This window comes from Avibacterium paragallinarum (assembly GCF_011765605.1).
Lineage (GTDB): Bacteria > Pseudomonadota > Gammaproteobacteria > Enterobacterales > Pasteurellaceae > Avibacterium > Avibacterium paragallinarum.
On the sequence record NZ_CP050316.1, the window covers coordinates 1,796,267 to 1,820,965 of the forward strand.

Annotated in this window: 20 protein-coding genes and 3 pseudogenes; 10 read left to right on the top strand and 13 right to left on the bottom strand. The window is 41.3% G+C overall.

Going from position 1 to position 24,699, the window contains the following annotated elements; translation table 11 throughout:
- Positions 1–166 precede the first annotated feature (166 nt).
- Complete coding sequence (locus HBL79_RS08665; protein ID WP_017805361.1) at positions 167–895, top strand: copper homeostasis protein CutC; 729 nt, start codon at positions 167–169, stop codon at positions 893–895.
- A 123-nt stretch (positions 896–1,018) separates the two neighbouring features.
- On the opposite strand, the gene acrB is transcribed toward HBL79_RS08665, so the two are convergent.
- From acrB to HBL79_RS08695, 6 genes and pseudogenes are all read right to left on the bottom strand, one after another.
- Entirely contained in the window at positions 1,019–4,105 is a 3,087-nt protein-coding gene (gene acrB, locus HBL79_RS08670) for a multidrug efflux RND transporter permease subunit AcrB (RefSeq protein WP_035685567.1), read from the bottom strand.
- A 15-nt stretch (positions 4,106–4,120) separates the two neighbouring features.
- Positions 4,121–5,347, bottom strand: coding sequence for a multidrug efflux RND transporter periplasmic adaptor subunit AcrA (gene acrA, locus HBL79_RS08675; protein ID WP_017805359.1), 1,227 nt, complete (start codon positions 5,345–5,347; stop codon positions 4,121–4,123).
- 27 nt (positions 5,348–5,374) lie between these two features.
- Positions 5,375–5,941: pseudogene (locus HBL79_RS08680) on the bottom strand (TetR/AcrR family transcriptional regulator).
- A gap of 220 nt (positions 5,942–6,161) precedes the next feature.
- On the bottom strand, positions 6,162–6,638 hold the full coding sequence (gene greB / locus HBL79_RS08685) for a transcription elongation factor GreB (protein ID WP_035685569.1): 477 nt from the start codon (positions 6,636–6,638) through the stop codon (positions 6,162–6,164).
- A 9-nt stretch (positions 6,639–6,647) separates the two neighbouring features.
- A complete protein-coding gene (locus HBL79_RS08690; RefSeq protein WP_035685571.1) occupies positions 6,648–7,067 on the bottom strand; it encodes a type II toxin-antitoxin system VapC family toxin in 420 nt (139 codons plus the stop codon).
- Between the two features lie 8 nt (positions 7,068–7,075).
- Positions 7,076–7,336: a type II toxin-antitoxin system Phd/YefM family antitoxin gene (locus tag HBL79_RS08695; RefSeq protein ID WP_017805355.1), complete on the bottom strand. Its 261-nt coding sequence runs from the start codon at positions 7,334–7,336 to the stop codon at positions 7,076–7,078.
- Between the two features lie 174 nt (positions 7,337–7,510).
- On the opposite strand from HBL79_RS08695, the gene HBL79_RS08700 reads away from it, so the two are divergent.
- Together HBL79_RS08700 and brnQ are read left to right on the top strand one after the other, a co-directional pair.
- Positions 7,511–9,814, top strand: a complete 2,304-nt coding sequence (locus tag HBL79_RS08700; protein WP_035685573.1) for a Tex family protein — start codon at positions 7,511–7,513, stop codon at positions 9,812–9,814.
- Positions 9,815–9,824: 10 nt separating this feature from the next.
- Positions 9,825–11,156 (top strand): branched-chain amino acid transport system II carrier protein, encoded by a 1,332-nt coding sequence (gene brnQ / locus HBL79_RS08705; RefSeq protein WP_035685574.1) that lies wholly within the window; start codon positions 9,825–9,827, stop codon positions 11,154–11,156.
- 120 nt (positions 11,157–11,276) lie between these two features.
- On the opposite strand, the gene glpE is transcribed toward brnQ, so the two are convergent.
- Positions 11,277–11,612: a thiosulfate sulfurtransferase GlpE gene (gene glpE, locus HBL79_RS08710; RefSeq protein WP_035685576.1), complete on the bottom strand. Its 336-nt coding sequence runs from the start codon at positions 11,610–11,612 to the stop codon at positions 11,277–11,279.
- Positions 11,613–11,745: 133 nt separating this feature from the next.
- Here glpE and ubiA point away from each other — a divergent pair, with 133 nt between their 5' ends.
- From ubiA to HBL79_RS08740, 6 genes are all read left to right on the top strand, one after another.
- Complete coding sequence (gene ubiA, locus HBL79_RS08715; RefSeq protein ID WP_035685578.1) at positions 11,746–12,609, top strand: 4-hydroxybenzoate octaprenyltransferase; 864 nt, start codon at positions 11,746–11,748, stop codon at positions 12,607–12,609.
- Positions 12,610–12,685: 76 nt separating this feature from the next.
- Positions 12,686–13,210 (top strand): ATP-dependent protease subunit HslV, encoded by a 525-nt coding sequence (hslV, locus tag HBL79_RS08720; protein WP_017805350.1) that lies wholly within the window; start codon positions 12,686–12,688, stop codon positions 13,208–13,210.
- Between the two features lie 47 nt (positions 13,211–13,257).
- Complete coding sequence (hslU, locus tag HBL79_RS08725) at positions 13,258–14,589, top strand: HslU--HslV peptidase ATPase subunit (RefSeq protein WP_035685580.1); 1,332 nt, start codon at positions 13,258–13,260, stop codon at positions 14,587–14,589.
- A gap of 114 nt (positions 14,590–14,703) precedes the next feature.
- A complete protein-coding gene (locus tag HBL79_RS08730) occupies positions 14,704–15,114 on the top strand; it encodes a DNA polymerase III subunit psi (RefSeq protein WP_026138449.1) in 411 nt (136 codons plus the stop codon).
- A 1-nt stretch (position 15,115) separates the two neighbouring features.
- On the top strand, positions 15,116–15,559 hold the full coding sequence (rimI, locus tag HBL79_RS08735) for a ribosomal protein S18-alanine N-acetyltransferase (RefSeq protein WP_017805347.1): 444 nt from the start codon (positions 15,116–15,118) through the stop codon (positions 15,557–15,559).
- Positions 15,560–15,719: 160 nt separating this feature from the next.
- Positions 15,720–17,516 carry an AMP-dependent synthetase/ligase gene (locus HBL79_RS08740; RefSeq protein ID WP_035685582.1) on the top strand — a complete coding sequence of 599 codons (1,797 nt, stop codon included), beginning with the start codon at positions 15,720–15,722 and terminating at the stop codon, positions 17,514–17,516.
- A 90-nt stretch (positions 17,517–17,606) separates the two neighbouring features.
- Here HBL79_RS08740 and aspA read toward each other — a convergent pair whose 3' ends face one another.
- The 4 genes from aspA to tig form a co-directional block, all read right to left on the bottom strand.
- Complete coding sequence (gene aspA / locus HBL79_RS08745; protein WP_035685584.1) at positions 17,607–19,034, bottom strand: aspartate ammonia-lyase; 1,428 nt, start codon at positions 19,032–19,034, stop codon at positions 17,607–17,609.
- A 222-nt stretch (positions 19,035–19,256) separates the two neighbouring features.
- On the bottom strand, positions 19,257–20,507 hold the full coding sequence (gene clpX, locus HBL79_RS08750; protein ID WP_035685587.1) for an ATP-dependent protease ATP-binding subunit ClpX: 1,251 nt from the start codon (positions 20,505–20,507) through the stop codon (positions 19,257–19,259).
- A 3-nt stretch (positions 20,508–20,510) separates the two neighbouring features.
- The gene (gene clpP / locus HBL79_RS08755) at positions 20,511–21,101 is read right to left on the bottom strand and encodes an ATP-dependent Clp endopeptidase proteolytic subunit ClpP (RefSeq protein WP_017806897.1); all 591 of its coding nucleotides are present in this window, start codon (positions 21,099–21,101) and stop codon (positions 20,511–20,513) included.
- 117 nt (positions 21,102–21,218) lie between these two features.
- On the bottom strand, positions 21,219–22,517 hold the full coding sequence (gene tig, locus HBL79_RS08760) for a trigger factor (RefSeq protein ID WP_035685589.1): 1,299 nt from the start codon (positions 22,515–22,517) through the stop codon (positions 21,219–21,221).
- A gap of 505 nt (positions 22,518–23,022) precedes the next feature.
- On the opposite strand from tig, the pseudogene HBL79_RS08765 reads away from it, so the two are divergent.
- A pseudogene (locus HBL79_RS08765) lies at positions 23,023–23,574 on the top strand (BCCT family transporter); the annotation flags it as partial.
- 3 nt (positions 23,575–23,577) lie between these two features.
- Here the strand turns inward: HBL79_RS08765 and HBL79_RS08770 are convergent.
- A pseudogene (locus HBL79_RS08770) lies at positions 23,578–23,934 on the bottom strand (DNA-processing protein DprA); the annotation flags it as partial.
- A gap of 159 nt (positions 23,935–24,093) precedes the next feature.
- A complete protein-coding gene (copM, locus tag HBL79_RS08775; protein WP_035685595.1) occupies positions 24,094–24,444 on the bottom strand; it encodes a CopM family metallochaperone in 351 nt (116 codons plus the stop codon).
- Positions 24,445–24,699 lie beyond the last annotated feature (255 nt).

Below are 24,699 nucleotides of genomic sequence, written 5' to 3' on the forward strand. Positions count from 1 at the left end.
AATTTATTTAGTGGAACTTTATCACTAAATCTATATAAAAAAAGTGATCGAGATCGCAAAATTAAAAAAGTATCATATGATTATATTATTTTAATTGCAATTTTATTTAATTATATTTATATCTATGATTTAATAATCATATGATACTTTTTATATTGAGGCTGAAATGAAAATAGAAGTTTGTGTTGATAACATCGAATCAGCTATAACAGCCTGTCAAGCTGGAGCAGATCGTTTAGAACTATGCAATGCTCTTGCTTTAGGTGGATTAACGCCTAGTTATGCGTTTGTTAAAACAGTATTACATTATGTATCTAAACCCGTTGTTGTGATGATAAGACCTCGAGCTGGAGATTTTTTATTTAATGATAAAGAATTGTCAATAATGCTTACTGATATTGAAATGTTTAAGCAATTAGGTGTCGCTGGTTTTGTTATTGGTGCATTAACTGAGAAAGGGGAATTAGACATTCCTTGTATTTCATCTTTAATTGAGCAGGCTAAAACGAAAGAAATTACTTTTCATCGTGCATTTGATTTATTGGTGAACCCCGAAAGTTCTCTGGAAACACTGGTTGAGTTAGGCTGTCATCGTATTCTTACATCGGGTCAACATATTGATGCATATCAAGGAAGAGAAAAAATTGCCTCTTATGTTAAGCAAGCTAACAACCGAATTTCGATTATGGCTGGAGCAGGAGTCACCGCAATCAATGCACAAGCAATCGTTGCAGAAACGGGCGTCAGGGAATTACATTTATCTGGAAAAAAATATCGACGTAGTTTAATGGACTATCAGCATTGCAGAGCGGTAATGGGAGATAATTCAGCACAGGATTATCAGATAGCTATTACAGAATTCCAACAAATTGAGAAATTAAAAAAATTATTTTAAAAAGAGTAATACATAAAATCCTTGCGAAACAGCCTTTAACGAATTTATTATTGAACCTTTAATTAAAAAAGGTGAGGAACAGTTTAAGACCCCCCTAAGGAGGTCTTAAACTAATATTACCTATTATTTTCCTATCGGTTTGATATTTTCATCAAACTCAGGTAACGGTTTGTGTTCGCTGGCGATGTAAGAGTAGATCACTGGCAAGACGAACAAGGTGAACAGCGTTCCGATTGCAAGCCCTGCGACAATGACGATACCGATACTAAAGCGTGATACCGCACCCGCACCTGTGGCATAGAGAAGCGGGATTAAGCCTGCGATCATCGCGGCGGTGGTCATTAGAATTGGGCGTAAACGCACTTTTGCGGCGGACATTATCGCATCAATGCGGTTTTTGTGGTGATTAAGCTGTTCTTCTTTTGCCACTTCACACATCAAAATACCGTGTTTGGTGATTAGCCCCACAAGGGTGATTAAGCCCACCTGTGAATAAATATTCAAGGTTGTCCCTGCAAAGCCAAGAGCAGCAAAGAGGTTTAGGGCGAATAATGCCCCGCTTACTGCGAGCGGTACGGAGATCATAATCACCATTGGGTCGCGAATTGATTCAAATTGAATCGCAAGCACAAGGAAGATGATGATGACCGCTAAAGCAAAGGTTACCGCTAGGGCGTTGCCCTCTTGCTCAAGCTGACGTGCTTCGCCTTTGAAATCATAGTTATAGCCTTGCGGTAAGTCTGTCGCAGCGGTGTCTTTTAACCATTTCACTGCATCACCAATGCTTGAAGTGGGCGATGGCACGGCCCCAATAATCGCCGAGTTCAACTGACTAAAGCGTGGCAATGAGCTTGGCTGTGATTCCAATTTAATAGTTAGGAAGCTGCTTAGCGGTACAGATTCACCGTTGCTGGCTTTCACATAGTAATTGTCTAAGCTTTCTGGCGAGAGGCGATCTTTGCGTTTCACTTCTGAGATCACTTTATAGGCACGCCCGTCAATGTCTACGCGGGTGATGGTTGCCGCAGAGAGGTAGCTCCCTAAAGTGCTACTGATTTGTTGCATTGATACACCATAAGTTCCCGCTTTTTCTTTATCAATGGTAATATTCATTTGTGGCGTATCGAATTTCAAATCCAATGTAGTGTAAACGAATAGCCCCGAGTTTTTCATTTTGTCGAGGAAGCTGCCTGCAATTTGAGCTAGCTCATCATAGCCTTTCGCAGTACTGATCACAAAGCTCACTGGCGGCCCTTGCTCTCCCGTGTCGATTTCAGGGAAGGCGAAGCCACTCACTGATACTTCAGGGATCGCTTGAGCTTTTTTATTGAGATCAGCCAATACTTCACTTTGTTTACGGCTACGATCATTCCAATCCTTTAAGGTAATCACATTAAGCGATTGGTTAGAGCTTGGTGCACCGGAGATTACCATTGAGAATGCCACTTCAGGGGTTTCTTTGAGGATTTGCTCGTAGCCTTTCATTGCGTCTTGAACATAATCCACATTCACGTTTGACGGTGCATTACCTAAGGCGAGGAACGCCCCTTTGTCTTCCGCTGGCGTAAGTTCGCTCGATAGAGAGTTGAACAACATCGGCACAGTGGCAAAAATCACCACTGCAAACGCGAGTACAGATTTACGGCTGTTCATTACTAAGCCCAACGCATAGCCATACGCATTGGTGAGCTTAGTTAAAGTGCGGTCAATTTTTTGCTCAAATTTTGAAGGTGCAGTGTGGGCTTTGAGCAGTTTACTACTCATCATTGGCGAAAGGGTTAATGCCACGATGCCCGAGATAAATACCGCACCCGCAAGGGTGAGTGCGAACTCTTTAAATAGCGATCCCGTAATCCCGTTCATTAATGCCATTGGGGAATACACCGCGATCAAGGCGATCGTCATTGAGATAACAGGCACGGCAATTTCACGCGTCCCGATAATCGCTGCTCTAAATGGCGTTTCACCCAGTTTAATATGGCGATCCACATTCTCCAACACCACGATGGCATCATCAACCACCAGACCGATGGCGAGGATTAACGCCAGCAAGGTCATCAGGTTAATGGAGAAATCAAAGGTTTGTAGCATCATAATCACCCCGATTAAGGAAATCGGAATGGTAATGATCGGGATTAAAATCGCACGCAGCGATCCAATAAAGAGGGTAATCACCACCAATACGATCACGGTGGCTTCTAAAATGGTTTTGATTACTTCGTCAATGGAGCTATTAATTGCGATAGTGCGGTCGTATAAAATATCCGTTTCGATGCTATCTGGCAGGTTGCGTTTAATGCTCTCATAAAGTGGGCGAATATTTTCCGCAACAGTTAATGGGTTCGCGGTTGAGGCTGGATCAATGGCAAGTACCACGGAATCTGAGCCATTTGCCACCGCACGGCTATTATCGCTTTCTTTATCTAATTCCACATCGGCGATGTCGCGTAAACGCACTAAATTATCACCTTGTGAATACACGATAAGATTACGCAACTGCTCCACCGTTTTAGTGGTGGTTTCCACTTTGTTTTTATACACCGTGAAATAGCCGTTGTCATTCCCTGCCGCGGTTTGTGCGTTATTTGCCGATAAAGCAGCCATTACTTCAGGGGCAGAGAGGTTTTGCGATGCCATTTTTTGCGGATCTAACCAAATACGCATTGCATATTGCGAAGCCCCGTAAATGGTTACTTTCGCCACCCCTTCAATGGTGAAAAATTGCGGTTTGACTACGCGTTCAATGTAGTCTGTTACCTGACTAGCATCAAGTTTGTTGGAACGGAAACTGATGTACATAATCCCCGATCCCCCTGAAGAAGAGGTAATGGTCGGGTCATCAATCCCACTTGGCAAGGCGGAACGCACCGAGTTCACTTTCGCTAACACATCAGCCAATGCCGCATTCGGATCGGTGTTCAGCTTCATTTTCACTGTGATCGAAGAGGTGCTAGGGCTACTTGATGAGGACATATAGTCAATATTGTCCGCCTGTGCAATGGCTTCTTCCAGCTTGGAGGTAATAAACGCCTGAATTAAATTGGCATCAGCACCGGGGTATGCTGTGGTTACATTAATCACGGTAGTTGTCATTTTTGGGTATTCACGTACGGTCAGCTTCGCGATCGCTTGCAAGCCCAAAATCACAATCAACAAACTAATGGAAACCGCTAATACTGGGCGACGAATAAATATATCAGTAAATTTCATTCGTATATTCCTAAATTAAAGATTGGTTTTCTTCGCCGGCTCTGTCGTACCAACGCCCGCTTTCTCCGTTGCTAGCACAAGGCTGCCGTTACCAATACGTTGCTGACCGCCAGTAATAATTAAATCACCCACTTTCACATCATCACCTTTTAACTGAGCGTAAATGCCTTGGCGATCTTTGGTGAACACGGTAATTTGCTTGGCTCGATACAGCTTATCAAGCTGATCTTTATAAGCAAACGCTGGATTAGAAGTGAGTTTTTCTTTGTCTTGGTCAGAAAGTGCGGTCAAAACATACGCGATTTCGCCATACATATTGTAGCTCACTGCCACTTGTGGCACGACAACTTGCTGAGTTTCCGTAGGCAAGGCAATGCGTAAGCGGGTGAACATTCCTGATAATAATTTTTGTCCATCTTCAGGTTCAAAGGTGGCTTGCACATCAACTAACCCTGTTGAACTATTAATGGCTGGCTCAATGGCAGTGATTTTCGCCGCGAAGGTTTCCCCTAAGCGAGCATCTGCCGTAGCCGTAACTTTTTGCCCTAAATGCAACTGTTCCAACGAATTTTGTGCGATAGAAAAATCCACTTTCATTTGGCTACGATCTTCAACGCGAACAATTTCTGTCCCATTGGTGACATATTGCCCCGCATTCACTTTCACAATCCCTGCTACGCCATCAAAAGGGGCGACAATTTGGCGACGTTGAATGGTGGCTTTTAAGGCTTCAATATTCGCCACTAACGCATCATAGCTCGCTTTGGCATTATCCAGCTCTTGTTGCGAAACACTTTTGGTTTTGTATAAGCTCAAATAACGTTGATAGGTTTGTTTGGTGGAAGCTAACTGTGCTTGCGAGGCTTTCAAATTCGCTTGTTCCACTAAGCTGTCTAGCTCAACCAGCACATCGCCCTTTTTCACCGTTTGCCCTGATTGCACTAACACTTTCGACACCGTACCCGCAATTTGTGAACTGAGCATAGCCCCTTGATTTGGTCGCACCAGCCCTGTGGTTTCAATCACTGGTGTCCATTCACTGGCTTCTACCTTCATCACCGTAACAGGACTGGCATTTTCTGGCATATTCGCCAAATATTTTCCTATCATATGTCCTTTAAAAAGGTTTGCAGCAATCATACCAACAAAAATCAATGCAAACACAATAAGGCTCAACTTTATCCAAAAAACGTGAGAACGTTTTTTAACGATAGGTTGAATGGATTGAGTATTTTGGCTCATAAAAAACTCCATAACAGAATAACTAAACTACTTTTGAACTGAACGCCAAGTTCTTACGATCACTTGCTCTAACATCTCGTCTTTCATTTCAGTTTTGAAAAAAGCTTGGTCTAAAGCCAAATTAATCGCACTTTTTAAACTTAATGAAAACAAAACCTTATTTGGCAATTCACATAAAACATTGGCTTTTTTGGCCTTTTCGCAAAAGGCATACCAAAGACTTTCGCTTTCAAGTTCAGTACATACCTCATAAAAATCAGGTAAGGACTGATACTGGCTCATATTCACCACGATCATTGGATTATTTTGTAAGTGATGCCAAATATTCCACCACATTTGGCGATATTGCTCAAAGTGCGGTCGGTTTTCATCATAGTTTTTTTCTAATTCCTTAGAAAAAAGGGTAAACACTCTACGAGCAAACTCTTTGAGTAATTATTCTTTACTTTTGAAGTAAATATAAATTGTGCCAGCAGAAATACTGGCTTCTTTAGCGATTTTATGCATTGATAAATTATGCAATCCTTCTTTCGCCATTAGCCTTTCCGTAGCTAAAAAGATTTGCTCGGTCATCTCATTTTCAGATTGACGCATTTAACTAATCTATAAAAATTGAATAAAAAGAAGTTACAAACAGCTTGACTGAATGAACGTTCGTTCATTTTAATGTTTTTTTATTTTAACGCAATAAAGAAATGATAATAGTCTAAAAAAGTCTCTTTTAGACACTCCAAAAATGAATAAGGAACTCACTCAATGTTTTTCATCGTAAAAAGAAAAATCCATTTACAATTTGAAAATCTTTAAAGTGCGGTCATTTTTCATACCAAATTTTATTCACAAATAACGTCACTAAGCCAGATGGTGTATGGACTTTCACTTCATCATCTACTTCTTTTCCAATCAAAGCTCGTGCCACAGGGCTGTCAATGGAGATCCAATTTTTAGCGGGATCAAATTCATCACCGCCCACGATACGGTATTGATTTTCCTCGCCATTTTCATTTTCAAGGCTTACCCAAGCACCAAAGAAGATTTTACCTTCCTGTCTAGGGTGATAATCCACAATCTGCAACACTTCTAAACGTTTTGTCAAAAAGCGGACACGGCGATCAATTTCACGCAAACGGCGTTTGCCGTAAATATATTCCGCGTTTTCACTGCGATCCCCCAAGGCTGCCGCATCAGATACCGCTTGCGTTACCTTCGGGCGTTCCTCTTTCCACAAAAATTTCAATTCTTGATCCAACGCGTTCCAACCTTGGCGGGTAATATAGTTTGATTTTGTCATTTTTTCAGCCTATTCATCAAAGGGATTGAGTAATTTCACGCCCATACGCAAAAAATCTGCGGTATTACGAGTTACCAGTGTCAGCCCATATTGAATAGCACTAGCTGCAATCCAAGCATCATTTTCAGGGCTGTGGTCAGGAATATGTAAGGACGCACAAATTTTTGTCGTTCTCTCATCAAGTGGAAGAATGCGATGGGCAAAGCTCGGTTTTATGGATTGCTCAAACCATTGGCGTAATGCTTTACCTTGTGGCGGATCTTTGCGTTCTTTTGCCAAAATGCCACGTTCTAATTCCATTATCACCACCACATTGGTATAAATTTGTGCTTCATTAATTGAGGACAGCCAGCGAATTAGCCCCAAATTAGCTTTTCCCTGCTTAATTTTGCAGATTTCGCTGAGTATATTGGTATCAATAAAATACATTTTTCCCTCTACTCATCAAATGCGAGTGTCGCACGCTGTTTTGTAGAGCGTGGGGTAATATCGAGTTCAATCGCCATATCATCTTGCGGCATTAGGGCTTCTAACGCATTGCGGGGAGATGATTTGTGCAGTGCTTTTTGATAATCCGCGTAGCTCATTAGCACATAAGCGGGTTCGCCACGATTGGTTACAATAACAGGGGCAACTTGAGCGGCTTTCTGGGCTTGATTAAGATGTTGATTGAACTCTCGGCTTGTCATAATCGTCATTTTTCACCTCTCTTTATTTTGTAGTGATGTGACTACAATGTAGTGCAAAAAGAATAAAATCGCAACAAAAGACGAGATCTTTTTTTCTTGAAGAAGAAACATTTGAGCAAATCTACTAAAACCAGTATGCTATGCGGATTTTTGACGATGACTATTTATTAACGATACAAAACTATGTTAAATCAATTTATTTCACAGATTATTGCGGCGGAGCTTACAGTGCGTCCGCAGCAAATTCTTGCCGCAATTCAATTATTGGACGAAGGCAATACCATTCCTTTTATTGCTCGCTATCGCAAAGAGGTAACGGGCGGTTTAGATGACACTCAATTACGCCATTTTGAAACTCGCCTCATTTATTTGCGTGAGTTGGAAGATCGCCGTCAAACCATTTTGAAATCCATTGAAGAGCAAGGCAAGCTCAGCGAGGAATTACGGGAAAAAATCCAGCAAACGCAAAGCAAAACCGAATTAGAAGATCTATACCTCCCTTACAAACCAAAACGCCGCACCAAAGGGCAAATCGCCATTGAAGCAGGGCTTGAGCCGTTGGCGGAACGTTTATGGAATGATCCGAGCCAAGATCCTGAAGCCCTCGCCAATAATTATATTGATGCGGAAAAAGGCTTTGCTGACAGTAAAGCGGTGCTTGATGGGGCGCGTTATATTTTAATGGAACGCTTCGCTGAAGATGCTGCATTGCTTGCGAAAGTGCGTCAATACTTGCAACAAAGTGCGGTGTTAATTTCTAAAGTTTTGGCGGGGAAAGAGGAAGAGGGCGAAAAATTCCAAGATTATTTCGATCACCAAGAGCCTTGGCACAGCGTGCCTTCACACCGTGCGTTGGCAATGTTTCGTGGGCGTAATGAGGGCATTTTGCAACTCAGCTTAAACGCCGATCCTGAGCAAGAAGAGGGCGTGCGTCAAAGCTATTGTGAGGAAATTATCCGCCAGCATTTGGGCGTGCATTTCAATCAGCAACCCGCAGACAAATGGCGTGAGCAGGTGATTAGCTGGACGTGGCGGATTAAGATTTCGCTTCATTTGGAAACGGAATTAATGAGCCAGTTGCGTGAAAAAGCGGAAGAAGAAGCCATCAATGTTTTTGCTCGAAATCTTACCGCACTTTTAATGGCAGCTCCCGCTGGAGCGAAAAACACAATGGGCTTAGACCCAGGTTTGCGTACGGGGGTAAAAGTTGCTGTTGTGGATAATACAGGGAAATTACTAGCAACGGATACTATTTACCCACACACAGGACAAACCGCTGCGGCAATGAGCAGTTTGTATCAGTTGATTGAACGCCATAATGTGGAACTGATCGCCATTGGAAATGGCACAGCATCAAGAGAAACAGAACGCTTTGCCAAAGACGTATTAAAGCAAATCTCAGGACAAAAACCACAAACCGTGGTGGTGAGCGAAGCGGGAGCCTCGGTGTATTCTGCTTCCGAATTAGCGGCACAAGAATTTCCACAGCTTGATGTGTCGTTGCGTGGGGCGGTGTCGATCGCACGGCGTTTGCAAGATCCGCTCGCGGAATTAGTGAAAATTGAGCCGAAAGCTATTGGTGTGGGGCAGTATCAGCACGATGTTAATCAAACCCAATTAGCACGCAAATTGGACGCGGTGGTGGAAGATTGTGTAAACGCCGTGGGCGTGGATTTAAACACCGCCTCCGTGCCATTATTGGCTCGCGTGGCGGGAATGACAAAAACGTTGGCACAAAATATCGTGCAGTTCCGTGATGAAAACGGGCGTTTTGAAAACCGTGAAGAGCTGAAAAAAGTGTCTCGTTTAGGGCCGAAAGCCTTTGAACAATGTGCGGGCTTTATGCGTATCCCGCAGGGTAAAAATCCTCTTGATGCGTCAGGCGTTCACCCTGAAACCTACCCTGTGGTGGAAAAAATCTTGCAAGCCACGCAGCAATCTATCCAAGATTTAATGGGCAACGCCAGTGCCATTCGTCAGATCGATGCAAAACAATTTATTGATGAACAGTTTGGTTTGCCAACGGTGCAAGATATTTTCAAAGAGCTGGAAAAACCAGGGCGTGATCCGCGTGGGGAATTTAAAACTGCCACCTTTATGGACGGCGTGGAAGAGATCAGCGATTTGAAAGCGGGAATGATCCTTGAAGGCACCGTTACCAACGTAACCAATTTCGGGGCGTTTGTGGATATTGGGGTGCATCAAGACGGGCTAGTGCATATTTCTTCCCTTTCCAATAAATTCGTGGAAGATCCGCACAAGGTGGTGAAAACGGGCGATATTGTGAAAGTCAAAGTGTTGGAAGTGGACGTAGCACGCAAGCGGATCGCATTGACGATGCGTTTAGAAGAACAAGCCACTGACAAGGTAGAAAAAAATGAGGTTAAAAATCACCGCACTTTATCCACAAAACCTCAGCGTAAACCGCAAAACCACAGCGTAATGGGCAATGCCTTTGCAGACGCGTTAAAAAACTGGAAAAAATAAAGGACATTCAATGACAAAAAATACCTTTATTATTGGCTTTATGCTGTTTGCCATCTTTTTTGGTGCGGGCAATTTGATTTTCCCACCCAAATTAGGTTTTGAAACGGGATCGGAATTTTTACCCTCTATTTTAGGCTTTGTCTTAACGGGCGTGGGGCTGCCACTGCTTGGCATTATTGTGAGTGCCTTTTATCGTGGCGGTTATATCGCCGCGTTGAAGCAAATCCACCCTGGGTTTTCCGTGCTGTTTTTGGTGTCGATTTCCCTTGCGGTCGGGCCTTTTTTCGCTGGGCCAAGAACAGGGGCGATGTCTTATGAAATGGTGATGTTGCCCTTTTTACATCAAGTCGATGCCTTGTCGCAACTGGCGTTTACTGCGGTATATTTTGCCATCACCCTATGGTTAAGTCTAAATCCGTCAAAAATGGTGGAGCGGATTGGCTCGATCCTCACCCCTGTGTTGTTGATCGCCATTATCGCCCTTGTGGTGAAAGCGGTATTTATGCTAATGGGGAAAACTCCGCTGCCAATGCCAGAAGATAGCCATCAGTATTTTTTCAATGGGGCGATTAACGGCTATTTGACAATGGACGCACTGGCTTCCATTGCCTTTTCCACAATGGTGTTGGGGGCGATAAAATCCAGTGCAGTAAAAGCGGTTTCGCTACAAAAGCAAACCATTTTTGCCGCAATGATCGCAGGCGTTGCCCTTGGCTTTATTTATATTTCCCTCGGTTGGGTGGGCAATCATTTGATGATCTCCCCTGATGTGTTGGCACAATTACAGCAAAACAAGCAAGATCTCGGTACTTACATTCTCAACCACGTTACCGCAATGGCATTCGGGGAAGCGGGGCGTTTGGTGCTGAATGTTATTGTTTCCCTCGCTTGTTTAACCACCGCCGTTGGGCTTTGTGCCTCGATCAGCAGCTATTTTGCACAACAATTCCCGCGTTTTTCTTACCGCACTTACGCGATGTTGTTTTGCATTATCAGCTTTGTGATCGCAAATTTAGGGCTAAAAGAAGTGATCGGGCTTTCCTTGCCAGTGTTGATGATTTTATATCCCATCACCATTACGGTCATTTTGCTGTTGTTGATTAATTTATTTTTACCAATGCCGAGCTTGGCTCACCGCTTAGCCATTGGTTTGGTTACCTTTGTGTCGATTTTATCTGTGCTAGGTTCAGGCAAAATAGATTTTCTCGAACAACTCCCGTTTAAACCTTATTCCATCGAATGGTTGCCTTTCGCCTTGGTGGGCTTGGTAGCAGGCTATTTACTGCACTGGCGTAAGCGACAAGGGATTTTGTCGATTATTCAAGAAAGCAAAGTAAAATAATTTATTCCAAAGAAAAGGATTGAATGTAATGTTCAATCCTTTTTTATTTTAAAGTGCGGTACTTTTTTCCGTATTTTTAGCCATAAAAAAAGCGGGTGAATTTTCACCCGCACTTTTTGTCTAGCTCTCTTTCACCGCCTCGCCTTCGAGCGGTAAATCTGCTTGTTCCCAGCCCATAAAACCGCCTTGCATACTGTACACGTTGTCATAGCCTTGTTCGATAAGGAATGCCCCCACATTGCGGCTGCTAATACCGTGATAACAGCTCACGATAATGGGATCATCAAAATCCACCAGTTGTTGAAATTCGCCATAGCTTTGGTTGGTGAGGTGAAATGCCCCTTTGGGGTGGCTGTGTGTGAAGCGAGGAAAGTCGCGAATATCCACTAATATTGCGTTTTCTTCATTCATCATTTGCCAAGCCTGCTGTGGGGTGATTTCTTTAAGTGCGGTCATTTTTTTCCTTGTTTTTTGAAATGGTGTAGCGATAAAATAATCCGCTATATTATTGACATAGATCAATTTGTTCAAGACCTTTGCGGATTTTTCAAGTAAAATAACCGCACTTTCAATTCATTGATTTAGGACTATGCCACAACTTTCGGAAAAACTCACCGCTTACGCCCAATTAATGCGTTTCGACAAACCCATTGGCACATTATTGCTTTTGTGGCCGACCTTGTGGGCGTTGTTTTTGGCAGAGAAAAATGTTCCGCCTGTTTCCGTGTTGTTGGCATTTGTACTTGGTGTGGTCGTGATGCGAGCCGCTGGCTGTGTGGTAAACGATTACGCCGATCGGCATATTGATGGCAAGGTGAAACGCACTTCGCAACGCCCGCTAGCCACAGGTCGAGTGAGTGAGAAAGAAGCAAAAATCCTGTTTGCTAGTTTGATTTTTTGTGCATTTATTCTAGTGCTATTTCTAAATCATTATGCCATTGGTTTATCTTTCATCGCCGTGTTGCTCGCCTTTATTTATCCCTTTATGAAACGCTATACCCACCTACCGCAATTCTTTTTAGGGGCAGCGTTTGGCTGGTCAATTCCGATGGCTTATGGAGCGTTAATTGCATATTTACCCTTAGAATGTTGGTTGCTTTTTTTAGCCAATTTGGCTTGGACGGTGGCTTATGATACCCAATACGCAATGGTGGATCGCGATGATGATTTACGCATTGGGGTGAAATCCACAGCCATTCTTTTTGCACAATATGACAATAAAATCATCGCCTTATTGCAATTTATTGCCCTCGCTTTGCTGGTGCTAATTGGTTATCTTGCTCAGTTACACTGGAGCTATTTTTTGCTTCTTTTTTGCACCGCACTTTTCTTTGCCTATCAATGCAAACTCACGCGTGATCGCCGCCGCGAAGCCTGTTTCAAGGCATTCTTAAATAATAATTATGTGGGAATGGGGATTTTTCTCGCCTTTCTTGCAGGGATTTTTCTTTAAACGCCATTTCCTACCTTGAAAGCCTGATTTTCAACCCAATATAGGGCGTATCTCTTTTATCGAAAAAGGAAAAAATATGACTACGATAGTAAGTGTTCGCCGCAACGGGAAAGTGGTTGTGGGGGGAGATGGACAAGTTTCCCTAGGTAATACCGTAATGAAAGGCAACGCACGCAAAGTTCGCCGTTTATACAATAATAAAGTTCTCGCAGGCTTTGCGGGAGGGACGGCTGACGCATTCACTTTGTTTGAATTATTTGAACGTAAACTGGAAATGCACCAAGGGCATTTGTTAAAAAGTGCGGTGGAATTAGCCAAAGATTGGCGAACCGATAGAGCCTTACGTAAATTGGAAGCGATGTTGATTGTGGCTGATGAAAAAGAAAGTTTAATCATCACGGGCATTGGCGATGTGGTTCAACCTGAAGAAGATCAAATTTTGGCGATCGGATCTGGCGGGAACTATGCGATGTCTGCGGCTCGAGCGTTAGTGCAGAACACCGATCTTTCTGCTCGTGAAATTGTTGAAAAATCCCTTAAAATTGCGGGCGATATTTGTGTTTATACTAACACGAATTTCACCATTGAAGAATTGCCTTAACCCTCTATCTCTAATGCGTTAAATCGATTATACAAAAGGATTAAATTATGTCTGAAATGACCCCTCGTGAAATAGTTTCTGAATTAGATCAACATATTATCGGGCAAGCTGAAGCGAAAAGAGCGGTGGCTATCGCCCTGCGTAATCGCTGGCGTAGAATGCAATTACAAGAGCCATTACGCCACGAAGTTACGCCGAAAAATATCCTAATGATCGGCCCTACGGGTGTGGGGAAAACCGAAATCGCACGCCGTTTGGCGAAGCTTGCCAATGCCCCGTTTATTAAAGTGGAAGCGACCAAATTTACCGAAGTGGGCTATGTGGGGAAAGAAGTGGATTCCATTATCCGCGATTTAACCGATAGTGCGATGAAATTGGTGCGTCAAACTGAGATTGAAAAAAATCGTTTCCGTGCGGAAGAAGCGGCGGAAGAACGTATTTTAGATGCCTTATTGCCACCAGCGAAAAATCAATGGGGCGAAGTAGAAAATCAAAACAACAATAATAGCACCCGCCAAATTTTCCGTAAAAAATTGCGTGAGGGGCAGCTTGATGATCGCGAAATTGATATTGACGTAGCCGCACCTTCAATGGGCGTTGAAATTATGGCACCGCCGGGAATGGAAGAAATGACGAGCCAGTTGCAATCAATGTTCCAGAATCTTTCTAGTGGCAAAACCAAAACCCGCAAAATGAAAATTAAAGATGCGTTCAAAGCCTTAGTTGATGATGAAGCTGCGAAATTAATTAATCCTGAAGAACTGAAAGAAAAAGCCATTGAAGCGGTAGAGCAAAATGGGATTGTATTTATTGATGAAATCGACAAAATTTGCAAAAAAGGCGAATACAGCGGGGCGGACGTTTCTCGCGAAGGCGTGCAACGTGATTTGCTCCCACTGGTGGAAGGCTCAACGGTCAGCACCAAGCACGGCATGGTGAAAACCGATCATATCCTTTTCATCGCCTCTGGTGCGTTCCAAGTGGCTCGCCCGTCTGATTTAATCCCTGAATTGCAAGGTCGTTTACCTATTCGCGTTGAACTTTCCGCCCTCACCGCGGAAGATTTTGAGCGAATCCTCACCGAACCAAACGCGTCTTTAACCGAGCAATACAAAGCCTTAATGGCAACGGAGGGCGTGAATATTACCTTTACTCAAGATGCGATTAAGAAAATCGCCGAAGCCGCTTTCCGTGTCAATGAAAAAACGGAAAACATCGGGGCTAGACGCTTGCATACGGTAATGGAGCGTTTAATGGATAAAATTTCCTTCAACGCCAGCGATATGAACGGCGAACAAGTTACCATTGATGGTGCTTACGTTGCAGATGCCCTCGGCGAAGTGGTAGAAAACGAAGATTTAAGTCGTTTTATTCTCTGATTTGTTATTTGTGATGATATCTATTCTTGACATAGTAACTAGGAGAACGCTTACTTTATTAAGCCTAGTAGCTCTTTTTAATGTTAGAATCAAGTTTCTATTTGGGAGGAAGAAATGAATAGATATCAATTACTCTTGCAGTCAATGGGCATTGTTCAATGGAAGCTTGTTCGTCCAGATAGTTTAAAAGGGAGTGTAAATATACCTGTTAATGAAAATATCCGTTTAATTATTATCAGTGAAACTGAATTATTATTTTCTCCCTTATTAAGAGATATTTTAACGAGTCTGGATATTACACAAGAACAGTACCTAGTCATTAATTTTGATTTAATACCCCATTTTAAAATAAATCATCCTGTGTATTATTGGTTTTTAAATGATGATCCTGAAAAAATTCACCAAGCTCAAAATTATTGTAGAACTTTCTTAGATAAATGGGTATCTCCTCGCTGGGAACGCTTTATGGAAGATCCTGTAGCTAAACGTAATCTATGGACACAAATTCAACGGAAAGGTTTATAGTATGCCAAGTATATCACCTATTGCTGAACAAGATTTTGATGCGTTGTTCGAAATAGAAAAAGCAGCTCATTCTATTCCTTGGTCCTTGAGGACATTAAAAAATAATCAAGGAAATAATTATTTTAATTTAAAGCTTGTTTGGGAAGGTAAAATAATTGGATTTGCGATATGCCAAAAAGTATATGATGAAGCTACCTTGTTTAATCTTGCAATATTCCCTCATTATCAAGGGAAGGGATTAGGAAAGTATTTATTAAAATATTTACTTTCGGAATTGAGAAAGCAGAATATACTTACGTTATGGTTAGAAGTGCGAGCGTCTAATAAAATCGCACAAAATTTATATCTTTACTGTGGTTTTAATAAAGTTGATATTCGTAGAAATTATTACCCAACGGTGGAAGGAGGTCGCGAAGACGCTATTATTATGGCTTGCTATTTATGATTGATAGCAGATTATGGCAAAAAAGAAAAATGTTATATTGATCACAAAATCATTGATAATTCAGGCAAATTTAATGATTTTTCTCGCTTTTTCACTCATTAGCGATTATATTTAGCATACAGCTGTACGCTAAAATGAATTTATAAACGAGGAAATAATAATGACAACAACGCTTGATTTTCATTTTGTGAACCGTTTTCAACACCAAGCAAAAACATTAAAAAATCACACCGCACTTCGTTATTTTGAAAATCAACAATGGCACGATACTTCTTGGGCGAGTTTCCAGCAACAAGTTGATGCCTTTTCCTTAGCTTTACTGGCACATCATATTAAGATACAAGATAAAATCGGCATTTTTGCCCATAATATGCCACGCTGGACGATCGCCGACATCGGCACATTGCAAACCCGTGCGATCACCGTGCCAATTTATGCCACCAACACCGCACAGCAAGCGGCGTTCATCATCAATGATGCCGACATCAAGATCCTGTTCGTTGGCGATCAAGCACAATACGATCAAGCCATACAAATTGCCGATCAATGCCCACAGCTTCAACATATTGTCGCAATGAAAGACAGCATTGAGCTAAATCATTATCCGCACGCCTACACTTGGGAACAATTCATCGCACAGGGAACGCAAACCGATCCCGCCTTGCTTGCTGAGCGTCTTGCCAACAAGCGTTTGGACGATTTATTTACCCTCATCTACACCTCTGGCACAACGGGCGAGCCGAAAGGGGTAATGTTGGATTACGCGAACCTCGCCCATCAGCTCAAAGCACACGATCAAGCTTTGCAACCCATTGATGAGCGAGATGTTTCTCTGTCGTTTTTACCCTTTTCGCACATTTTTGAACGGGCGTGGGTGGCTTATGTGTTACACCGCGGGGCAACCAACTGCTATATTGAAGATACCAATCAAGTGCGTGCCACCCTCAGTGAAATTCGCCCCACATTAATGTGTGCCGTACCGCGGTTTTACGAAAAAATTTACACCGCAATCCACGACAAAGTGCAACAAGCCCCGTTTTTCCGCCGTGCAATGTTTCACTGGGCAATGAATATCGGGCATCGCTATTTCGATCGCAAAAGCCAAAAACAGCCCATCTCTTTTTGGCTCAAACAGCAATTTTTACTTGCTGATAAATTGGTACTCCGCAAATTACGCCACCTGCTCGGTGGAAACATTCGTATGATGCCGTGTGGCGGGGCGAAATTAGAGCCAGTCATCGGGCGTTTTTTCCACAGCATTGGGATCAATATCAAACTCGGCTACGGAATGACCGAAACTACCGCGACCGTGTCGTGCTGGAAAGACGATCATTTTGAACCCGATTCCATCGGCGAATTAATGCCGGGCGTGGAAGTGAAAATCGGCGAGAATGACGAAATTCTCGTGCGTGGCGATATGGTAATGCGTGGCTACTATAAAAAGCCCGAAGAAACCGCTCAAGCCTTTACCGCTGACGGCTTTCTAAAAACGGGCGACGCGGGCAAACTTGATGAACAAGGACACCTTTACATCACCGATCGCATTAAAGAGCTAATGAAAACCTCGAACGGAAAATATATTGCACCACAGCATATTGAAGGCAAAATCGGCAAGGATAAATTTATTGAACAGATAGCGGTGATTGCCGATGCGAAAAAATACGTTTCCGCCCTCATCGTGCCTTGCTTTGCTTCATTGGAAGAATACGCGAAAAAGCTCAATATCAAATATCAAGACCGAATGGATCTCATCAAACATTCCGAGATTATTCAACTATTTGAAAAACGCTTAAACGAATTGCAAAAAGAACTGCCGAGCTTTGAACAAGTGAAAAAATTCACCCTCTTGCCTCAAGCCTTTACCACTGCAATGAATGAAATCACCCCAACTCTGAAGCTACGCCGTAAGGTGATTTTAGAACGTTATAAAGCACAAATTGAAGCGATGTACCAATGATAGTTATTTTATTTTGAGCTTAAAATAACTACGGAATAATAAAAGTGCGGAAGAAAAATGATGAAATTTCTTACCGCACTTTGATTATACTTATTTATCTTCAGTAAATCGTTCTGCCTTGTAACGAGGATTCATTAGGTTTTCTAACGAAAGAATGTCATCTAATTGTGTTTCGCTTAGTAGTCCTTGCTCTAGCACGACTTCACGTACATTTTTTCCTGTTTCAGCACAAATTTTTCCTATAATATCTCCATTATGATGTCCAATAAATGGATTCAGGTAAGTAACAATGCCAATAGAATTGAGGACGTAATTTTTACATATTTCAGGATTTGCGGTGATCCCATTAATACATTTATCACGTAAATTAATGCACGCGTTACTAAGCAACTCAATAGATTCAAACATTGCTTGCCCTATGACTGGTTCCATTACATTCAATTGTAGTTGTCCAGCTTCGGCGGCAAAGGTTACTGTTGTATCATTACCGATAACTTTAAAACACACTTGATTTACTACTTCTGGAACAACAGGATTGACTTTAGCAGGCATTATTGATGACCCTGCTTGTAGCTCTGGTAAATTAATTTCATTTAACCCTGCTCTTGGGCCTGAAGATAATAGACGTAAATCATTGCAGACTTTTGATAATTTCACCGCTGTGCGTTTTAATGCACTATGTACCATTACATAGGCTCCGCAATCAGAGGTAGCTTCAATCAAATTCTCTGATGGAATACAAGGTAATTGACTCACTTCAGCAAGATATTTTACTGCAAGATTCGCATAGCCTTCAGGAGTGTTTAAGCCTGTACCAATTGCGGTTGCACCTAAATTTACTTCAAGCAACAATTTTGCAGTCCGTTTTAAATTACGCACTTCTTCTTCTAATAATACTGAAAAAGCTTTAAATTCTTGTCCTAATGTCATAGGCACTGCATCTTGTAATTGGGTTCTACCCATTTTTAAGATGCTAGAAAATTCCTTAGCTTTCGCTTCAAAGCCTTTTTGTAAGTAACGGATATTTTTTAATAAATGCATAATACTGTTATACACTGCAATGCGGAACCCAGTAGGATAGGCATCATTGGTAGATTGGCTTGCATTAACGTGATCCATTGGATTAATAATACTATATTCGCCTTTTTTATGTCCTAGCAACTCTAATGCAAGATTCGCAATAACTTCATTGGTATTCATATTCACCGATGTTCCCGCACCGCCTTGGTAAATATCTGTTGGAAATTGATCCATACAGCGTCCATTTTCTAATATCTCATCACAGGCTTTTACTATCGCATTAGCAATTTTAGAAGGAATTGCACCAAGTTCACCGTTAGCTAGAGCAGTGGCTTTTTTTACCATTACCATTCCACGGATAAACTCAGGAACATCGGAAATAGTATGGGTTGAAATATTAAAATTTTCCATCGCTCTTAGTGTGTGTATTCCCCAATAAGCATCATTTGGTACTTCTCGTTTACCAAGTAAATCAACTTCAATGCGTAAATTTGTCATAATTAGTTCCTTATATTTTGTTAAATATGACTCTATTATAGATATTTAATTTAGGGAAAAACTTGAAGTAGATCACATTGTTAAAAATGTATATAAGATATTAATTTATCGTTAGAATTAGATTTTTTTGTGTGTAATGGAAGGAAGATGATATCTCGCTAATTAAACTAGAACACCTATCTATTAATAGCTGTTCTAGTTTTGAAACAAATAGTAAAAATTTTACGATTTATATATTATCTGTGGAGCTTGTTTTTTTGTTACCGTACTCTCTTCAATGATTACCTTCTCGACATTTTTCAATGAAGGAAGATCGTACATCGTATCAAGCAACAATCCCTCTACGATAGAACGCAATCCCCTCGCCCCTGTTTTTCTTTCCAACGCCTGTTTTGCCATTGCCACGAGGGCATCGTGGGTAAATTCTAACTTCACATTTTCAAGGTTGAATAGCACTTGATATTGCTTAGTAAGTGCATTTTTCGGTTCGGTCAGAATTTGGATTAAGGCTTCTTCATCAAGCTCGGCTAATGGTGCTATCACGGGTAAACGCCCGATAAATTCAGGGATTAAACCAAATTTCATTAAATCATCAGGTTCAACTTGGGCAAATAGTTCCGTCAAGGTAGCTTTATCTGATTCTCCTTTCACTTCTGCTCCAAAGCCGATACCACTACCTACATGTACGCGTTTTTCAATGATTTTATCTAACCCCGCGAAAGCCCCGCCGCAGATAAAGAGAATTTTTGATGTATCAAGGCGTAACATCTCTTGTTGTGGGTGTTTGCGTCCACCTTGTGGTGGGATTGACGCAATCGTTCCCTCTACTAATTTAAGTAAGGCTTGCTGAACGCCCTCGCCTGATACATCGCGAGTAATAGATGGGTTCTCTGATTTCCGCGTAATTTTGTCAATTTCATCAATGTAAATAATGCCTTTTTCTGCTTTTTCCACGTCATAATCGCAATTTTGCAAAAGTTTTTGTAGCACATTTTCTACATCTTCACCAACATAACCCGCTTCGGTGAGTGTGGTTGCATCAGCCATTGCAAAAGGCACATTTAGCATTCTAGCTAGGGTTTCTGCCAATAGGGTTTTTCCGCTTCCCGTTGGACCAATAAGCAAAATATTACTTTTACCTAGTTCCACATCGTCAGCCTTATAGCCCGCCTGTTGGCGTTTGTAATGATTATACACCGCAACGGCAAGCACTTTTTTAGCGTAGTCTTGCCCAATAACATAATCATCTAAATGCGCACGAATTTGATGAGGTGTAGGTAATTCTGCCTTTTCAGGTTGTGAGGCGTTTTCTTGCGGGTTTTCGTTTGCTTGTTGCTCTGCCTCAACCAATAAATTGTGGCAAAGTTCGATACATTCATTACAAATCGCCCCATCTTCACCCGCGATCAATTTTTTGACTTCGCTGCGTTCTTTGCCGCAGATGGAACAATGGAGTTGTTGTTCTGTTGTCATAATTTATTCCGTTTCTCTTTTAATTAGGACTTCGTCAATTAAGCCGTAAGCTTTGGCTTCTTCGGCAGACATAAAATTGTCGCGATCAGTATCGTTTTCAATTTTTGCTAAAGGCTGCCCTGTGTGGAATGCCAATTTTTCATTCAATGTCTGCTTAATTTTTAAGATTTCTTGGGCGTGAATTTGAATATCGGAAGCCTGCCCACGGAATCCCCCTAGTGGTTGGTGAATCATCACCCGTGCATTTGGTAATGCCGCACGTTTGCCCGGTGTGCCACCCGCGAGTAAAAATGCTCCCATTGAACAAGCCTGTCCAATACAAAGGGTTCTCACATCAGGCTTAATGAATTGCATTGTGTCATAAATCGCCATTCCCGCGGTTACCGAGCCGCCCGGAGAGTTAATGTAAATACTAATATCTTTGTCTGGATTTTCCGATTCTAAAAAAAGCAGTTGTGCGACGATCAAATTCGCCATATTGTCTTCAACTTGCCCACTTAAAAAAATCACACGCTCTTTTAATAAACGTGAATAAATGTCATATGAACGCTCGCCTCTTGCGGTCTGTTCAACGACCATAGGGATTAAAGCCATAGAAATCTCCATTAATCTTTTCCGATAGGCGTGCTATCAGGAAATCAAATAATAAAAGTGCGGTCATTTTTCGCTTAAAAAAACGACCGCACTTTAAAAGGGTAATAAAATCCGAAATTATGCTTGTGGATTCATCACTTCATCAAATGAAGCCGCTTTTTCACTCACTTGTGCTTTCGCTAAGACCGCATCAACGGCTTGTTCCTCTAACACTGCATTGCGAATATTATTCATTAACTCTTTGTTATTTTTATAATATTCCACCACTTCTGCTGGCTGCTCGTAAGCTGAAGCAATTTCGTCAATCATTGCGTTTACGCGATCTTCATCCACTTTTAATTCATTTGAAGCAATCACTTCCGCGAGTAATAAGCCAACTTGAACGCGACGTTTTGCTTGCTCTTCAAATAATTCGCGAGGTAATTGTGACGCTTGTTGTTGGTTGCCACCAAAACGTTGTGCCGCTTGTTGGCGTAACACATCAATTTCTTGTTCAACTGCTGCAGCAGGGACATCAATTGGGTTTTGTTCAATTAAACCTTCGATAACTTGATTTTTAACGCGTGCGGCTAAAGCATTTTTCAACTCACGTTGCATATTTTTAGCAATTTCTGCACGTAAATCTGCTACGGTTTTGGTGTTTGGACCAAATTTCGCCACAAACTCGTCGGTTAATTCAGGCAATACCATTACTTCCACTTTTTTCAAGGTAATGGCAAATTTCGCGGCTTTACCTTTTAAGTTCTCAGCGTGGTATTCTTCTGGGAAGGTTACATCAATATCAAACTGCTCACCTGCTTTATGTCCAACAATGCCTTCTTCAAAGCCAGGGATCATTCTGCCTTGCCCCATTGCTAATACGAAATCAGTGGCTTTGCCGCCTTCAAATTCTTCGCCATCAACACTTCCAACGAAGTCAATAGTTACACGATCATCAGCTTTCGCTGGCTCTTGGGTTTCTTCCCAAGTGGCTTGCTGTTTGCGTAACACATCAACCATTTTATCAATGTCTGCTTCAGTGATTTCAACCACCGGTTTTTCAACTTTGATTTGATCTAAACCTTTTAATTCCACTTCTGGATACACTTCAAAGGTTGCGGTGAAAACAAGATCTTTACCCGCTTCAAATTGCTCAACGTTAAATGTTGGGCGACCCGCTAGATTCACTTTGCTTTCAACAAGCACGTTGAAGAAGTGTTTTTGTAATAGATCACCTAACACATCTTGACGTACAGACGCACCAAAGCGTTTTTCAATAATATGTGGTGGCACTTTACCTTTACGGAAACCATCTACACGTGCATTTTTTGCTACACGTTTTAATTCTTCACGCACCGCTTGTTCTACGGTTTCAGCTGGAACGGTGATAGTTACACGACGCTCAAGACCTTGAGTTGTTTCAATATTAAATGACATTATGTTACCTCAAAATGAATTTGCACTCGGCGAACACTAACACCGAACACGTTAGTAAATAAAAAGTTAAAAGACATCAGATTATAGCGATACAACACTCGCCCGTCGAGATATTGAGAAATAAAAAAATACAATTGGGCATTTTTTAACCTAAACACTTCATTCTATAAGAATGATAATTTAGAAAAGATAATGTATTTAATTTTAAATACAAGGAAAATCGATCCTGATGATGCTTTGATATACTAGAGAGTGTAATAAATTGATGAATTGCTATCTTTTATCTTATTGATAAAAATGTCAAAAATCCCTTTTCTGGCAAAATTTAGATTTTTATGCTAAAATGGCAATTATTTTATATATTTAATTTTTATTTTTAAGCTATTTTATCCATTTTATGCTAACAAAATTTTGAGAGTAGGAGAAACTAAGAAGTTTAAAGTATAGCTCTCAGCCATAATACACAACCCTTAATAAATCATAAAACCTAGAGGAGAACCTTATTTTGTCTTTTTCAAATTTTATCCAGCAAAAATCCTCATTTAACCCCTTTGTGGTTGGGGTAACATTATTACTGGTTATTTTATTGTTGCTCGCCACCTTAATTTTACCAGAAAAAACCACCGCACTTTTAGAATGGGCGAAAGCGGGAGTATTCGCTAATTTTAGTTGGTTTTACATTTTGGCATTTTCTATTTTTCTCTGCTTTTTGTTTGTGCTGTCTGTCAGTAGTTTGGGCAATATCAAACTGGGGAGCAATGAAGAAGAACCTGAATTTTCTTTCCTTTCTTGGCTAGCGATGTTGTTTGCCGCTGGAATGGGGGTTGGATTGATGTTCTTTGGAGTGGCTGAACCGCTCACCCATTATTTTTCCGCCATCACCACAGGATCGCCCGAACATAAACAGCAAGAAGCCTTGTTGCACACCTTTTTCCACTGGGGGATTCACGCTTGGGCAGTGTATGGGGTGATTGCCCTCGCGTTGGCATATTTTGGCTTTCGCTATAAATTGCCGTTAGCGTTGCGTTCTTGTTTCTACCCCTTATTGAAAATTAGAGCAATAACGGCTGCCCACAATGGCAATTTGTGGTTGCGAAAGTGCGGTTAAATTTCCTTGTAAAAATAACAGCGGCGGCGCTGACGGAATTTGTTTTAATAAATAAGGATAATGTTGCTCAGTAAAATTAAGCAAAAAATTGCCCGCACTTTGCGCCCAATTTAACGCCGGCTCGATAAATTTACGCTCAGGATTAAACCAGCGCTGAATTTGTTTTTCCGCCCATCCCATTTGTTTGAAAGCAATCGCGTCATAGTCTAAAAGCTGTTCAGGGCTAATTTCAGCCAGTATTTTTTGAATCGTATTCGCGCCAAGTTTTGGCACTTGTAATAGGCGAAGCAAGATCTCGTTTTTTAACATTGATATTTTAGAAATTGGCAAAATAGAGGAGTAGCTTAAAAGAAAGGGGAGAAGGAAAGTAAACTTTGTTTGCGTTTTGCGATGGTGATCGAGAATTTAATTCCTATTTGGGGGAATTAAAAAGTAATAACGCCCTGAGTTGAGGGCGTTATTTCAGCATTATTGTTTAGCCTGATGTTTTTCCAACCATTGTTGCATAAATTGGATTTCGCTCTGTTGTGCTTTGATGATATTTTCTGCTAGCTGACGTAACTCAGGATCTTTGCCATATTTCAATTCTATCTCAGCCATTTTCACTGCACCTTCGTGATGTGGCAGCATACTGGCCGCGAACGCGACATCAGCATCTTGATATTGCATTCCTTTTTCCATATCCGCGTGCATTGCAGACATACTTGCCATTAATTCACTTTGCATTGCATTAGGTTGATGTGCAGTGTGATGATGTTGCATTTCAGCCATCGCAGTGCTAGAAACTAAACCGATTAAAATCAATAGTGCTTTTTTCATTGTGAGTACCTTATTTTTGTATGATTAAATGAGCCAAAATAATAAACCTTACCCTTAGGGTAAGGTCAAGAAAAAAAGCAAAACTTCTTCTTATACATTTCTTTGATAAATTTATAGTTATCTTATTGATATATAAGTGAAAATAATAAGGCCTGTCAATCCTCGATATTTTATGCTATAATCTATCCGTTTTTGAGAATTTCATATCGAGAAAGTATGATTTTTTCGTCTTTTTGTACTGTGATGTACAACTCA

Coding starts and splice junctions, on each gene's coding strand:
- ubiA (WP_035685578.1), top strand. CDS start 11,746: ATGCCACAACTTTCGGAAAAACTCACCGCTTACGCCCAATTAATGCGT.
- glpE (WP_035685576.1), bottom strand. CDS start 11,612: ATGACCGCACTTAAAGAAATCACCCCACAGCAGGCTTGGCAAATGATG.
- clpX (WP_035685587.1), bottom strand. CDS start 20,507: ATGACAACAGAACAACAACTCCATTGTTCCATCTGCGGCAAAGAACGC.
- HBL79_RS08740 (WP_035685582.1), top strand. CDS start 15,720: ATGACAACAACGCTTGATTTTCATTTTGTGAACCGTTTTCAACACCAA.
- HBL79_RS08700 (WP_035685573.1), top strand. CDS start 7,511: ATGTTAAATCAATTTATTTCACAGATTATTGCGGCGGAGCTTACAGTG.
- rimI (WP_017805347.1), top strand. CDS start 15,116: ATGCCAAGTATATCACCTATTGCTGAACAAGATTTTGATGCGTTGTTC.
- brnQ (WP_035685574.1), top strand. CDS start 9,825: ATGACAAAAAATACCTTTATTATTGGCTTTATGCTGTTTGCCATCTTT.
- acrB (WP_035685567.1), bottom strand. CDS start 4,105: ATGAAATTTACTGATATATTTATTCGTCGCCCAGTATTAGCGGTTTCC.
- HBL79_RS08690 (WP_035685571.1), bottom strand. CDS start 7,067: ATGTATTTTATTGATACCAATATACTCAGCGAAATCTGCAAAATTAAG.
- clpP (WP_017806897.1), bottom strand. CDS start 21,101: ATGGCTTTAATCCCTATGGTCGTTGAACAGACCGCAAGAGGCGAGCGT.
- hslU (WP_035685580.1), top strand. CDS start 13,258: ATGTCTGAAATGACCCCTCGTGAAATAGTTTCTGAATTAGATCAACAT.
- tig (WP_035685589.1), bottom strand. CDS start 22,517: ATGTCATTTAATATTGAAACAACTCAAGGTCTTGAGCGTCGTGTAACT.
- acrA (WP_017805359.1), bottom strand. CDS start 5,347: ATGAGCCAAAATACTCAATCCATTCAACCTATCGTTAAAAAACGTTCT.
- copM (WP_035685595.1), bottom strand. CDS start 24,444: ATGAAAAAAGCACTATTGATTTTAATCGGTTTAGTTTCTAGCACTGCG.
- HBL79_RS08730 (WP_026138449.1), top strand. CDS start 14,704: ATGAATAGATATCAATTACTCTTGCAGTCAATGGGCATTGTTCAATGG.
- HBL79_RS08695 (WP_017805355.1), bottom strand. CDS start 7,336: ATGACGATTATGACAAGCCGAGAGTTCAATCAACATCTTAATCAAGCC.
- aspA (WP_035685584.1), bottom strand. CDS start 19,034: ATGACAAATTTACGCATTGAAGTTGATTTACTTGGTAAACGAGAAGTA.
- greB (WP_035685569.1), bottom strand. CDS start 6,638: ATGACAAAATCAAACTATATTACCCGCCAAGGTTGGAACGCGTTGGAT.
- hslV (WP_017805350.1), top strand. CDS start 12,686: ATGACTACGATAGTAAGTGTTCGCCGCAACGGGAAAGTGGTTGTGGGG.
- HBL79_RS08665 (WP_017805361.1), top strand. CDS start 167: ATGAAAATAGAAGTTTGTGTTGATAACATCGAATCAGCTATAACAGCC.